Source organism: Microbulbifer thermotolerans, from assembly GCF_001617625.1.
GTDB lineage: Bacteria > Pseudomonadota > Gammaproteobacteria > Pseudomonadales > Cellvibrionaceae > Microbulbifer > Microbulbifer thermotolerans.
Genome location: NZ_CP014864.1, coordinates 1,695,149 through 1,708,961, shown reverse-complemented (window position 1 = coordinate 1,708,961; position 13,813 = coordinate 1,695,149). Strand labels below are relative to the sequence as shown.

The following is a 13,813-nucleotide window of genomic DNA, read 5'->3' as shown; positions in this document are numbered from 1 at the left end:
TAACCACAACTAGCGGCAAAATGGCGATTAATTCTGAGGAGTTTCGCACATAATCTGGTTTTTTCTACTGGCCCCAGTTAACAGAGTTCGGGAGAAAGTATGTCTACAAACTTCGCCGGAGATCTGCACGCAGCCCGCCAACGGGCCCGCGAATATCTGCACGCCGATGAAAACCAGTGTGTCGGTGAGCTGCTGGCCGCACCGCGTCCCGGTGACGCGCTGCGCCAGAAGATTCTGCGCACCGCCCGCGAGCTGGTTCGCCACTCCCGCCAGCACCGCAGCAAACGCGGCACCCTGGACGCCTTTCTGCAACAATTTGGCCTCTCCAACAAGGAGGGTGTCGCCCTGATGTGCCTGGCGGAATCCCTGCTCCGGGTACCGGATGCGGATACCGCCGACAAACTGATCGCCGAGAAAGTGCACTCCGGCAATTGGGCCAGCCACCGTGGCCAATCCGACTCTCTGTTCGTCAACGCCTCCACCTGGGGCCTGATGCTGACCGGCAGCATCGTGGAATTGGACCCGGACATCACAGAAAAACCCGCATCCTGGGTGAAACGCCTGGTCAGCCGCCTGGGTGAGCCAATGGTGCGCGCCTCCATGATGCAGGCAATGAAAATTATGGGCGGTCAATACGTGCTGGGCCGCACAATCGAAGAAGCCCTTAAGCGTGGCCCGGCGGAAAACCTGCCCGGCACCCGCTTCTCCTTTGATATGCTCGGTGAAGGCGCCCGCACCATGGCGGATGCGGAACGTTACTTCGACGCCTACATGAGCGCCATCGAGACCATCGGCAAAAACAACGACAAACGCGACGTCGTCGAAGCCAACGGTATCTCCATTAAGCTTTCCGCCCTGCACCCCCGCTACAGCGCCCTGCAGCGCGAGCGGGTGATGAACGAACTACTACCGCAGGTAAAAGCGCTTTGCGCCGCCGCGGCCAAGTACGACATGGGCCTCAATATCGACGCCGAGGAAGCAGACCGCCTGGATATCTCCCTGGACATTTTCGAAGCCCTGGCACGGGATCCGGAGCTGAAAGGCTGGCAGGGACTAGGCTTTGTAATGCAAGCCTACCAAAAGCGCGCGCCGCACGTGGCGGACTGGCTCATTGCACTGGGCCGCGACACCGGGCGCAAACTGATGGTGCGCCTGGTTAAAGGCGCCTACTGGGACTCAGAAATCAAACATGCCCAACAAATGGGCCTCACCGATTACCCGGTTTACACCCGCAAATGCCACACCGATCTCTCTTACCAGGTGTGCGCCAAAAAATTGCTGGAAGCCCGCGACGCCATCTACCCGCAGTTCGCCACCCACAACGCCTATACAGTGGGCCTGATTCTGGAGCTGGCCGGTGACCGCGACGATTACGAATTCCAACGTCTGCACGGCATGGGGCACCTGCTGTATGCACAAGTGGAAGCGGTACATGGCAAACGCGTACCCGTACGTGTCTACGCTCCCGTGGGCGCACACCGGGACCTTCTGCCCTACCTGGTACGCCGACTACTGGAAAACGGGGCCAACAGCTCTTTCGTCAACCGCTTTATGGATGAAAAAACCCCGGTCGAAGAGCTGGTACAGGACACCATCGAACTGAGCGAAGCCTGCAACCCCTATCGCCACCCGCAAATCCCAGTACCGGAAGATATCTATATGGGCGCTGAAGCGCTGCCTCGCAAAAACTCACACGGTCTGGAACTAACGGACCCCATCGCCACCAAGCCTCTGCTGGAGGCCGTGGAAGCCATACGCGGCAAGCAGTTTAAAGGCGGCCCCATCATCGACGGAGTGATGGGCGAAGCGGACCTGCCGGTACACAACCCGGCCACTGGGGACTTGGTCGGCTATACGGCCAACACCGACAAACATCTGATCGACCGCGCCTATACCGCCGCGGTAGAGGCGCAAACAGCTTGGGACCGCCTGGGCGGTAACGAGCGAGCGAAAATTCTCGACCGGATTGCCGAACTCTACGAAAAGCACATCCACGATCTGACCGCCCTGATCTGCATGGAAGCCGGCCGCACCCTGAATGACGGTATCAGCGAAGTGCGCGAAGCGGTAGACTTCTGTCGCTACTACGCCAACGGTGCGCGCCAGCATTTCAGCGAACCTCAGCCCCTGCCCGGCCCCACCGGCGAAAGCAACCAGCTGTACCTGTGCGGCCGCGGTGTTTTTGTCGCCATCAGCCCTTGGAACTTCCCCCTGGCCATTTTTACCGGCCAGGTCGTTGCGGCACTGGCGTCGGGCAACGCCGTACTGGCCAAGCCGGCGGAGCAGACCCCACTGATCGCCGCCCGTGCCGTACAGCTAATGCATGAAGCCGGCGTACCCGAAAAAGTGCTGCACTTGATTACCGGCACCGGCGCCGCCGTGGGCAAACCCCTGATCGAAGACCCGCGCCTCTCCGGCGTGGCTTTCACTGGCTCCACCGAAACAGCGCGCCTGATCAACCAGCAACTGGCAATGAAAGAAGGCCCGATTACCCCACTAATCGCCGAAACCGGGGGCCAAAACGTGATGATCGTGGACTCCACCGCCCTGCCCGAACAGGTAGTGGACGACGTCATCCAATCCGCCTTCCTCAGCGCCGGCCAGCGCTGCTCTGCCCTGCGCATCCTCTGTGTACAGGACGTGATCGCCGACAACCTGCTGGAAATGCTCAAAGGCGCCTGCAAAGAACTGACCCTGGGCGACCCCTCCAAGCTGGAAACCGACATAGGCCCGGTAATCGACGAAAAAGCCCTCAGCATGCTGGAAAGACACCGCGCGCGCATGCAAAAAGAGGCCAAACCGCTGTTCACCTTCGACGACAGTAAAAAACCAGCCAAAGGCACCTTCTTCGGCCCACAGGTGGTGGAAATCGAGGACTTCTCCCTACTCGAGCGAGAAGTGTTCGGCCCTTTCCTGCACGTAGTGCGCTTTAAGGCAGAAGAACTAGAAGACGTCATTCGCCGTATCAACGCTACCGGCTACGGCCTCACCTTCGGCCTGCACTCTCGCATCGAAGGCCGCGCACACGCGGTATTCAAGCGCGTGAAAGTCGGCAACTGCTACGTAAACCGCGATATGGTCGGCGCAGTGGTAGGCGTCAACCCCTTCGGTGGCCAGGGTCTCTCCGGCACCGGCCCCAAAGCCGGCGGCCCCCACTACCTGTTCCGCTTCGCCAACGAAAAAACCAAAACCATCAACACCGTGGCCACCGGCGGCAACACTCAACTGTTTACCCTGGGCCAGTAATCTCCCAGGGCTCTGCCCTCTGCGGGCAAATCCAATCCATGGGGCGAACCTTGTGTTCGCCCTTTTTTATTGGCAGCACAGCAACCGTCACATCAAAAAACTATAACTAATCTGCTTTCAGGAGGCAGACTCTTCACTCCCAGACCTGAAGCCCACCCCATTATCTGGCTCAGAACCAACTACCATTATCAAATGAATCCATCAGAGCCCCATTAACTATTTCCATCTCGCAACCACAAATATTTATGGGGCAAAATATTATGGAGCCTCTGGTTAATGACTCCTGGACGACAAAAAGGTATATCACCCAAATGAAAAGCTCAGGTGGTGGGATGGATATTTCGAAACCGCCGGATACAAGGAGGTATCCGGCGGAGCTACAGAGAAGTACTCGTGCGTTTTCGAAATATCCACCCCATTACCTGAGCGCCCCGGAACCAACGACTATACTCAGGTAAATTAATCAGAGACTCCCTAAGCCTCTTCAAATTCCAATGAAATTCCAGACCTGGATTCTGACCTTAACTTTATTTTATCTTCAAAAGGCCACTTTATTGAAATACACCTAACAAAACTACCCGCATCACAGAATGCAACCACCTCCCCCTCTATGCTTTTATCCCACGAAGATCCGTTCCAATTTGCAAAATCATAACATCCCGCCTCAGGACCCATTCGAACAGCAATAAAATACAAACCCTTCAGAAAAGGAGTACCATATTTCCATTCAATTTCCAGCATAAAACCCTCAATTTCTTCTGAAGAATCTAAAAATCACACTGAACTGCCTTGAGGCTCTTCTCTTTTAAATAGCGACAAGACAGCCACAACCGGCATTCAGCAAGGGCTACCAATCCAGGAAAATTCAATATCCTTGCTATGCAGATACCATCTCGATATCACCCAACCATTTGCAAAGAGAGGATAGAATTAAGATTTCTCATTAACCTTGAGCACCCCACCCTGATCCTCCCACCGTACTTGCACTTCAAGCGGGCTGAATTGATAGAGGTAATCGGAGATATCTCGCCCCTCAAACTTTCGTTGAACAAAGTCGTACACCTGAGGTTCCAGAATGGGGCCGAGGTGGATATAACCCTGGGGTTCCCCCCGCTTAACAAAGAGCACAGAGCAAGGCGTAGCGATAACGTTGAGCTCGATCGGCAATTCGGAAGAATCTGCCAGTGAATTCAGGACAAAAAAGGCCCAGTTGTCCCCTGCTGAGACCGCGAAGTCATTCAGGTAATAGGAGAAGTCACCGTAGGTTTCATCAGTCTTATTGAGACTACTATTGAGGGTAACTACGATGGCTTTACCGGACGCCCAGGCTTCCGCCATTGACCGGCTGGCGGTGTCGGCCGAAGCGCAGGCAGTTACCAAAAGCGCCAGACTCAGGATAATTGATGAATGCAGCATTTTCATAGTCATTTCAAACTCTTTAGCGGGATCAGCTGGCCTCAGATACCCCCCCCCAACTTCATACGCCGACTCCAAAGGGGGCAGCCGAGATATTGTATATTCAGCAGAACACCTTGACCGGGACACTAGTCTCACCTTCTGCCAAGATTGGGATGATCAGCTTTTCGAAAGATTGTCTCTTCATACCTATCACCTTCACTGGTGATGAACATTACTAGGATCGAGATGGATTAGAAAGTGGTGAGCAAATCATGATTTCCTGTCTTTTTTCTACATCTCTCTTATGCGACAATTAGGCGATGAAGAAATTAATAACTACATTCCTATTTCCGATTGCAGCTTCAGCGGCAGATTTGGAAACAAAAAGCTTCCTTGTCAGCATAAAGTCAAATTGTGGCGAAGGCGATGTTTCTTGCAACCAACTGATTTACAAAGGTACCAGCAAGAAAAGTGGAAACACCATTACTTTAAAAGGAAGCTCTTGGCATACCTTATGCTCTGATGGCGTTACCCCTTGCCGCTTTCTCGGCTATAAGTTCAAGAACGGAAACATCACTTATTATGTACATCAAGATGGTTTGCTGGAAGTGGTACATGATCGAGGCAAAATCTTAGTTAGCGAGCAAGGGAAGTGGCAAGAGTAGCGTCATCAAATAAAAAGCAGCCAAAGACACGCTGGTGCGTAAAGAAATTATGGCACATGCTTTCAAGCAATAAGTGCAATTTTTTATGCAGCGAGCAAATCGTCTCGCCGCCTAATAAATAACTCATCCGGAGGCCGGCCGCCTCTACTTGCTCTTGGTCTACCGTTTAACCACTCCATAACGAATTGAACTTCCTCATCTGTCACCTTGGTAAAATCTGCATCCTTCGGAAAGTACTGCCGAATGCGGCCATTGATACTTTCGTTGATCCCCCTCTCACAGGATGCATAGAGGTGAGCCAAGATAGATGTCCGCTTCTAATCCTTTCGCTATCACACCGTACTCAGAAAACTCTAGCCCATTGTCAAACGTGATCGTTTTGATCTTATCTTTCAGGTGTATCGTGTGATCAACTGCGGCCCCGGATAACAGACCAGCTCTTTTCCCAGTTAAGCGAACAACAACTGTGTAAATAGTATCCTCCCTGTCCAGTGTTACGGCGTAGACCACGGCTGATTGTGGAAGGGTGTCACCCCAGGTTTTTGGCAATCTCAACTTGAGAGTGCCCGGCTGTTTTCAGGCTGTAGATCTGCTATCGTTCATTCTCGGCCAGCTGGTTGTAGTTCATCAGTGCTTTTCTCGTGGTGGGGAAAGGCGTAGCTCTACCAACTGGCCGTTCCCTTACCAATTGCACTTATTATCCGAAAGCGAGAAATGATTAATTCAATAGAAGAGGCTTATCAGCTGTTAGACAGCATGAATGCCCCAAACCGCCTGAAAACTCATGTAAGGCTGGTTGGAGAAGCTGCAGAGATACTAATTCAAAAATGTGAAGATCTCGGTTTGAATCTAGATTTCAATTTTATTCACATGGGCGTAGCCATTCACGATATTGGAAAAATCGTTCACCACCAAGAAATGACAGGCCCAGGATCTAATCATGAGCCGGAAGGCGAAAGAATTTTACTAAACAAAGGTGTTTCACCTAAACTGGCTAGAGTTTGTTTATCCCATGCCAGGTGGCAGGAAATGGAGTGTTCCACGGAAGAGCTCATTATCGCGCTTGCGGATAGCCTGTGGAAAGGTAGGCGCGCTGAATTGCTTGAACTCGAAATCATTGATCGGTTTGCCAGAAAATTAAATCTTGACCGCTGGGAAATTTTTTCAGAACTGGATTTGGCATTTGAGGATATTGCATCCGGTGGACATGAGAGATTAGAGCGTAGTATTAGTGGTTAATTAAATAGCCTTTGACGAATTCGAGAGCGAATATAGTAAATTTATGAGTGCACAGACAACGAGAGAAACAACGGGAGCATAAACTGCTCCCCGCATCGACTTATTCATATTTTGGCCACTTCTAGTCTCTTACCGATTTTTGGCCACTAACGCATCTTTAGCTATCAGGGCATTGACGCAGGTGTCGTGGAAGTCCCAAAGTGTAAGGTCAAATCAACTCACATAAGCTCCAAAGAGGCAGCTTTCTATTATCCGCTTTGATAATCTGTGGCGCTTGTATCTGCTAAACTCTTCTCTGCTTTGTATTTAAAACGAGGAAATTCAGATGAGAGCCCGACTACTATGCAAGATACTTGTTATTACCTTCGTTTCTTTCGTTCTCACTATTCCCCAGGCTTTCGCAGGCGAGCGTCCTCCGGCAGGAGCTAAGCCTTTAGTTGAAATCATCCAGAAATTGGAAGCGGAGGGGTACTCGCCAATCACCGAGATATCGATGGACAACGGGGTTTGGGAAGTGGAGGCATACAAGGGTAACGAAGCGCGTGAGCTGAAGGTTAACCCCCTAACTGGTCAGATTGTTTCAGACCGAAAAGACGACTGAAACTCCACAAGTGCCAGGAAGCGCTGATTGAACCGCACGAACACTACAGCAGCTTCCTGACACTCAAGATCGAGTTACCCCTCGATCAATATGCACCCTCGCTATAAATCAGCTCATAGCTATGGCTATAGATTTCTACGATGTTTCCAAACGGGTCTTCCATATAAATCATACGATAGGGCTTCTTTCCGGGATAATAGTAGCGCGGTTTCTCCATACGTTTTTTTCCACCAGCAGCGACGATGCGTTCAGCCAGATCTTCAAGATTCGGGTCTTGTACACAAAAGTGGAAAACGCCGGTTTTCCAATATTCGAAGTTATCATCTGGGTTGGTCTGATTTTTAAACTGGAATAGCTCCACGCCAATACGGTCTCCCGTAGACAGATGCGCAATTCGGAAGCTTTCCCACCCTTTACCGAATACATCTGTGCACATTTCGCCAATAGGACTGTCGTCCTCCACGATATCTGTCGGCGCCATAATCAGGTACCAGCCCATCACCTGGGTATAGAATTCAACCGCTTTCTCCAAATCCGGGACCGAGATTCCTATATGTGAAAAGGTTCTTGGATACACATTGTTCATCGCTAGTCTCCCTGTATTGACAATAAGGGTAGGCTACGCGCAGTATTTGATTACGCAAAATTATTATTGCTTATTTAAACAAGTACATTATGTGATGCTAAATACCACTTGGTTACGCACCTATTGCACCCTGGTCGAGGTAGGTCATTTCACTCGTACTGCTGAGCGGCTCCATATGACGCAGTCGGGCGTGAGCCAGCAGGTGCGCAAGCTGGAAGAGCAATTAGGTGTCGAGTTGCTGGTTCGGCGAGGAAAAGGGTTTTCTCTTTCCGACGCTGGAGAGCGGTTATATAACGAAGCACGAGATATCTTGTACGCCTTGTCGGCACTGGAGCAGCGCATTGGTGAAGATCCCCCGTACAAGGGCCTGGTGCGCCTGATGTCTCCGGGCAGTGTAGGGCTCAAGCTTTACCCTCATTTGCTTGCACTGCAGCAGCAGCACCAGGAACTCATTATCGACTACCGGTTTGCACCGAATTCCGACATCGAGCACGCGGTTGCCGACTCCAAAGTGGATATTGGACTTATGACTTCATGCTCCAACCTGGCTGATGTCACTTGCCAAGCTGTTGCCACTGAACCGCTGCTGCTGGTCACACCGGAAGATGTAATGGAGCCGGATTGGAAGACCTTGATGGCACTGGGTTTTATAGACCACCCGGACGGCAGCCACCACGCTGGACTACTGCTCAGCGCCAATTACCCTGAATTCCAACACTATGGGCAATTTCAAAAGAAAGGGTTTTCAAATCAGATAAGCCTGATTCTTGAGCCGGTTAGTATGGGGTTGGGTTTTACTGTGCTGCCCGCTTATGCTGTTGAGGCCTTTCCCAAGCCCGGCAGGATAAAGGTCCATAGTCTAGCCCAACCTGTCAGCGAGACGCTCTACCTTTGTCTTCAACGCCGTAAAACCCTACCGAAAAGAGTGGAAACAGCAATCTCTGAAGCCAAGCAGTTATGGTCTTTCTAAGGAGCTTCTGATTCATTCACACGGGACCAGCAATTTCAACGCACACAAAAAAAGCCGGGGCTATACCCCGGCGCAGACCAGATCCTGTGAGGTTGCCGAATATCAAAGGAGGCTCGTGTTCCTTTGACCTCCCGTGGTCGAAAAAGATCAATTCAATACGCGATATCCGCGACTGAGCAGACAGTTTTTGGTAATCCGGTCTGCTTCGACGTGCGCACTGCCCACACCGGAGACGCCACCGAGTACTGCGCCGGCACCGGCACCGGCCGCAGCTGCACTGCTGGTGTCACCGATAATGGCCCCCAGGGCACCGCCAAGGAGGGCACCGCCGGCGGCCCGTGTTATACCCCGGCGCCCTTCATCGGCACGGGTGGCATAAGCCAAGCTTTTGCAGTCCGCCAGGTCTACCTGATACTGACGCATATTCACGCCATAGGTGTCGATCACTATGCCTCCGGCACCAGGCACCTGCTCCGGTTGCGCGGCACAGCCGATGATCAATGTCGCACTGAGGCCTAAGGCGGCAGCAACAAACTTCATCTGATACTCCTCTCAAGCTCAATTTTTCAGCGCAGTGGGCGCGCCGCTGAATGTCGCGTCGTTCTTCATTAGGTTTAGCTGCTGGTTGAAGTTGGCGCCAGCTGAGGAGAGGAAAAAGATTGACTGAAGGTCCGCAGACGAATTGCTGGAAATGTCAGAATGGATCGGTGGCCGCACAGCCTGTCCATAAGCCGCGCGGCCCCGACGTTACCGCAACGCTATGAGGAAACGGTAGCCAGTGACACCCCGCCATCTCCATCGGCGAAATAGCTCGCCAATTGTTGCCAACGCGCCCGCACCTGAGCCAGTTTTTGCGCGCGCACATGGCCGTAGCCACGCACCTGAAGCGGCAGTGCGAGCAATTCAGCGGCGAGCCCGGCGTTGTCGCTGTTCAGGCGCTGGGCCACGGCGTTGACCGAGCGGTGTACCTGTCGGGCCCAGTCGCGCTCGACACGCCGCTCACGGGTATAGCCAAAGGGGTCAAAGATAGTTCCGCGCAGCCTTTTGCCCTTCGCAAGCAGAGGCATCAGCTTGCCCATCCAGGGACCGAATTGCATTTTCTTCACGCGGCCACTGGCATCCGGGCGTGCCAGCAGCGGCGGTGCCATATGGAATTTCAGTTTGTAATCGCCGGTAAAGGTCTCTTGCAGCTGATGCTGAAAATCCTCGCCACAATAGAGGCGCGCAACCTCGTACTCATCCTTGTAGGCCATAGCCTTGTAGAGGCTGTTGGCGGCAACCCGGGTAAGCGACCCATCGCAGTTCGGCAGTTTTTTCTCCGATTCATACAAGCGCTCGATACTGCGGGAGAAATGGCGCGCGTAAGCGGCGCTCTGGTACTCGGTCAGCTCCGCACTCAACCGCGCAATCAATTGTTCGACGGTTTCTTGCGGTTCTACCAGCTTCACCGGCTGTGCCGGTACCGCCAGCTGCTCCACCGTCTGAGGATCGACTGCCAGCAGGCGACCAGCGCGGAAAGCGCGCAGGTTGTTTTCCACCGCCACGCCATTTAACTCTACTGCCCGCTCCAATGCCGCCGCACCAATGGGCAGTAGGCCTTTCTGGCATGCATAACCCAAAATCATTAGGTTACTGGCAACGGTATCGCCAAACAGAGCCTGGGCGTATTTGTTCGCGTCGAAAGCGAAATACTCCGCACACAGGGATTGGATACTCTGCTGGGTGGCATCAGCGGGAAACGCCAGCTCATTGTCACGAATAAAGGCGGCCACCGGAACTTCAGCGGTATTGACCAGCGCGCGCATTCTGCCGGAAGCAAACTTCGGCCGCTGACTGGCTGCGGTGACCATATCGCAACCCAGCAGCAGTTCCGCGGCACCGTCGCGAATGCGCGCAGTGGTGATTTGTTCCGGGCCCGCAGCGACCTTCACATGCGCCACCACTGCGCCGTTCTTTTGCGAGAGGCCGGTGAAATACAGGGTGGTACTGCCCTTCTCTTCCAAATGCGCCGCCATACCAAGCAACGCGGCTACGGTCAGCACACCACTGCCGCCGATGCCGGCCACGAGGATACTGAGGGGTTTGTCCAGATCCGCCTGCGGCGCCGCTGGCAGGCTGGAGATGGCTTCGTCCAATGACTCCGCCAAAGACTGCACCGGCGGCTTTTTCAGTTCTCCGCCCTCAACCGTGACAAAACTCGGACAAAAGCCATCTGCGCAGCGCATATCCTTGTTGCAACTGGACTGGTTCACTTGGCGTTTACGGCCAAAAGCAGTCTCCAATGGCTCGATGGCTATACAGCTGGACTGCACACTGCAATCGCCGCAGCCTTCACAGACGCGATGGTTGATCAGCAATCGGGTGGGCGGGTCGGCCATCTGCTTTTTCTTGCGCCGGCGGCGCTTTTCCGCCGCGCATACCTGTTCGTAGATAATCGCCGTCACGCCCTGGGTTTCACGCAGGCGGCGCTGCAGGCTATCCAGTTCCGAGCGTGGCTGTATTTCCACCGCCGCAGGCAGCTGGTTGCGATGCTTGTGCCAGTAGCCGGGATTTTCACTGACCAGTACCACTTCGCGCACGCCTTCGGCGAGCAGCTGCGCTGCCAGGCTGGGGGCAGTCACTTCGCCATCGGCGGGCTGACCACCGGTCATCGCCACTGCGTCGTTGAGCAGAATTTTGTAAGTGATATTGACTTTACTGGCCACTGCCTGGCGGATCGCCAGCAGGCCCGAATGATTGTAGGTACCGTCGCCCATATTCTGAAAAATATGGCCCGCGGAGGAGAAGCGGTGTAGCCCCACCCATTGGGCACCCTCACCTCCCATATGGGAGTAAGTGTCGGTGCGCAGGCCTTTGCCTAAAGCCATGATATGGCAGCCGATACCGGCGCTGCCGAGGCTGCCCTCTGGCAGTTTGGTGGAGGTATTGTGTGGGCAACCGGCACAGAAAATCGGCTCGCGGGCGAGCAGTCCCTCGGCTCTGGCAGGAACATCGCCGCCGAGCTTTTCCGCCAGGGGCACAATTCTCTCCGCCAGTTCGGTGTCCGCCAGCCAGCGGGCGATGGCCTTGGCCACCTGATCCGGGCCGAACCCCCAAATAGCCGGCAGCAGGTCTGCGCCATTGAGATCTTTTTTGCCCACCACTTTGGGGCGGCGGTTGTCTTCCCAGCTGTAAAGAAGGTTTTTCAGCTGGTCTTCCACCAGCGGGCGCTTTTCTTCCACAACCAGCAATCGCTCCATTCCATCGGCAAAGGCACTCATGCCCCTGGACTCCAGCGGCCAGCTCATGGCGACTTTGTAAATGGAGATGCCTGCATCCAAAAGGTCCTTTTCTCTCAACCCCAGTAATTCCAGCGCTTCCAGCAAATCGCCGTGCGCCTTGCCCACTGTGACTATGCCAAAACGTTTTCGCGGGGCGGAGACGATGGTTTTGTCGAATCCGTTGGCATAGGCAAAGGCCTGCGCCGCCGGCAGGCGCTCTTCCAGCATGCGCCGCTCGTACTCAAGGCGCTCTGCGGGCCAGTTCAGGTGTGGATCGTAGTTGAGGCCGTGGGCGGGAATCGGGAAATCTGCCGGAACCGTAAACCGCGGTAGCGTTGGCACCATTAGGGAAGCACCGGCCTCGACGGTTTCGGTGATCGTCTTGAAGCCAACCCAGAGGCCAGAGAAACGCGACAGGGCTATCCCCGCCACACCGAGAGTCAGATACTCGTCGATGGTGGCTGGGAACAACAGGGGCATCATAACCGATTCAAAGATTTGATCGGTGTTATGAGAGAACATAGAGGACTCGGCGGTGTGGTCGTCCCCACACAGGGCGAGAACACCGCCCAGTCTTGATGTGCCCTGGATATTGGCCTGGCGGAATACGTCGGCGCTGCGGTCCACGCCGTGGCCCTTGCCGTACCAGATGGCAAAGACACCGTCCCGGGTGGCCTGTTGGCGGTAGTGATCCAGTAACTGGGTACCCCAGATATTGGTTGCGCCCAAGTCTTCGTTGATGCCCGGTTCAAAGTGGATGTCCCGCTCCGCCAATAGCGCCTTGTGCCGCCAAAGTGCCTGGTCGTATCCGCCCAGTGGGGAACCCCGATAGCCGGAGATAAAACCGGCAGTGTTGTGTCCGTCCCGCTCGTCCATCTGCTTTTGCATTAAGGGCAAGCGCACCAGGGCATCAATACCGGTCAAAAACACCCGGCCCGCTTCGCGGGTAAACGCGGCCTTTAGGGAGTATTCGTTATCGAAACCCAGTTCCTGATCCGTTTCGACCATTGCCATGGGTGCCACCTCGTCAGCGTATTTATTATCCGTTTGTTATACGCCGGTAAAATTAACACCCTCCGACCAAGCAGGTCATACCAAAATAGGCACCAATAAGGCATAATACCGGCATAAGTCACCAAAGACCGGCCTAGAACAGCAACGAATCACTCAATTTGCACCATTTTAGGGAATGTAGCTCAAACCCGGTTTTCCGCTTCCGGCCCCGGGCCACCCTGGCAGCAAGCCCGGTGCCCTCACCCAACGAGAGAGATGAATAGAACAATGGCCTATATATTGGATGCCACTGATAAAAAGATTCTGGAGATACTGCAGCAAGACGCCACCATCCCCAATATCGAGCTCGCGGAGAAGGTTTGCCTTTCGCCCTCTCCCTGCTCCCGCCGGGTGAAGAACCTACACGAACAAGGCTTTATCAAGCGTGCCGTGACCTTGCTGGAGCCGGAGAAGGTGGGCCTGCCAGTGAGCGTGTTTATTCAGGTAACCCTGAACCACCAAGTGAAGCGGGAGCTGCAGGATTTTGAGTCGGTCATCGCCCAGTGGCCCGAGGTGATGGAGTGCTATCTGATGACCGGTGACTTTGACTATTTATTGCGCGTAGTAGTGCCGGACCTGCAGGCCTATCAGGAATTTCTGGATAAAAAGCTCACCGAATTGCCGGGTATCGACCATATCAAGAGCAGCTTTTCCCTCAAGCAGGTGCGCTACCGCACCGAGTTGCCTCTGGACCAACTGCTGGGGAAATAGTTTTCTGAAGTTCCGCAACGTACCGCTTAGCGCGCAGGCGGCGTAGCCATTGCGATCCTACACGGGCAAACCCGCGCATCCGGC

Annotated in this window: 11 protein-coding genes and 1 pseudogene; 6 read left to right on the top strand and 6 right to left on the bottom strand. The window is 54.0% G+C overall.

Going from position 1 to position 13,813, the window contains the following annotated elements:
• Positions 1-99: 99 nt before the first annotated feature.
• Positions 100-3,246 (top strand): bifunctional proline dehydrogenase/L-glutamate gamma-semialdehyde dehydrogenase PutA, encoded by a 3,147-nt coding sequence (putA, locus tag A3224_RS07225; RefSeq protein ID WP_067152973.1) that lies wholly within the window; start codon positions 100-102, stop codon positions 3,244-3,246.
• A gap of 474 nt (positions 3,247-3,720) precedes the next feature.
• On the opposite strand, the gene A3224_RS16540 is transcribed toward putA, so the two are convergent.
• Together A3224_RS16540 and A3224_RS07220 are read right to left on the bottom strand one after the other, a co-directional pair.
• A complete protein-coding gene (locus tag A3224_RS16540; RefSeq protein ID WP_082817433.1) occupies positions 3,721-3,987 on the bottom strand; it encodes a hypothetical protein in 267 nt (88 codons plus the stop codon).
• A gap of 189 nt (positions 3,988-4,176) precedes the next feature.
• The gene (locus A3224_RS07220; protein ID WP_067152971.1) at positions 4,177-4,674 is read right to left on the bottom strand and encodes a hypothetical protein; all 498 of its coding nucleotides are present in this window, start codon (positions 4,672-4,674) and stop codon (positions 4,177-4,179) included.
• 290 nt (positions 4,675-4,964) lie between these two features.
• Here A3224_RS07220 and A3224_RS16535 point away from each other — a divergent pair, with 290 nt between their 5' ends.
• Positions 4,965-5,309 carry a hypothetical protein gene (locus A3224_RS16535; protein ID WP_082817432.1) on the top strand — a complete coding sequence of 115 codons (345 nt, stop codon included), beginning with the start codon at positions 4,965-4,967 and terminating at the stop codon, positions 5,307-5,309.
• 83 nt (positions 5,310-5,392) lie between these two features.
• Here A3224_RS16535 and A3224_RS17710 read toward each other — a convergent pair.
• A pseudogene (locus tag A3224_RS17710) lies at positions 5,393-5,786 on the bottom strand (IS30 family transposase); the annotation flags it as partial.
• Between the two features lie 237 nt (positions 5,787-6,023).
• On the opposite strand from A3224_RS17710, the gene A3224_RS07210 reads away from it, so the two are divergent.
• A complete protein-coding gene (locus tag A3224_RS07210) occupies positions 6,024-6,548 on the top strand; it encodes an HD domain-containing protein (RefSeq protein ID WP_067152967.1) in 525 nt (174 codons plus the stop codon).
• A 325-nt stretch (positions 6,549-6,873) separates the two neighbouring features.
• Entirely contained in the window at positions 6,874-7,149 is a 276-nt protein-coding gene (locus A3224_RS07205; RefSeq protein WP_067152965.1) for a PepSY domain-containing protein, read from the top strand.
• A gap of 85 nt (positions 7,150-7,234) precedes the next feature.
• Here the strand turns inward: A3224_RS07205 and A3224_RS07200 are convergent, their stop codons facing one another.
• On the bottom strand, positions 7,235-7,735 hold the full coding sequence (locus A3224_RS07200) for a lactoylglutathione lyase family protein (protein ID WP_067152963.1): 501 nt from the start codon (positions 7,733-7,735) through the stop codon (positions 7,235-7,237).
• A 94-nt stretch (positions 7,736-7,829) separates the two neighbouring features.
• Here A3224_RS07200 and A3224_RS07195 point away from each other — a divergent pair, with 94 nt between their 5' ends.
• A complete protein-coding gene (locus tag A3224_RS07195) occupies positions 7,830-8,705 on the top strand; it encodes a LysR family transcriptional regulator (protein WP_067152961.1) in 876 nt (291 codons plus the stop codon).
• 147 nt (positions 8,706-8,852) lie between these two features.
• Here the strand turns inward: A3224_RS07195 and A3224_RS07190 are convergent, their stop codons facing one another.
• Both A3224_RS07190 and A3224_RS07185 read right to left on the bottom strand, forming a co-directional pair.
• Positions 8,853-9,245, bottom strand: a complete 393-nt coding sequence (locus tag A3224_RS07190; RefSeq protein ID WP_067152959.1) for a hypothetical protein — start codon at positions 9,243-9,245, stop codon at positions 8,853-8,855.
• 218 nt (positions 9,246-9,463) lie between these two features.
• A complete protein-coding gene (locus A3224_RS07185; protein WP_067152957.1) occupies positions 9,464-12,979 on the bottom strand; it encodes an indolepyruvate ferredoxin oxidoreductase family protein in 3,516 nt (1,171 codons plus the stop codon).
• 255 nt (positions 12,980-13,234) lie between these two features.
• Here A3224_RS07185 and A3224_RS07180 point away from each other — a divergent pair, with 255 nt between their 5' ends.
• Positions 13,235-13,729, top strand: a complete 495-nt coding sequence (locus A3224_RS07180) for an Lrp/AsnC family transcriptional regulator (protein ID WP_269454584.1) — start codon at positions 13,235-13,237, stop codon at positions 13,727-13,729.
• Positions 13,730-13,813: the final 84 nt, after the last annotated feature.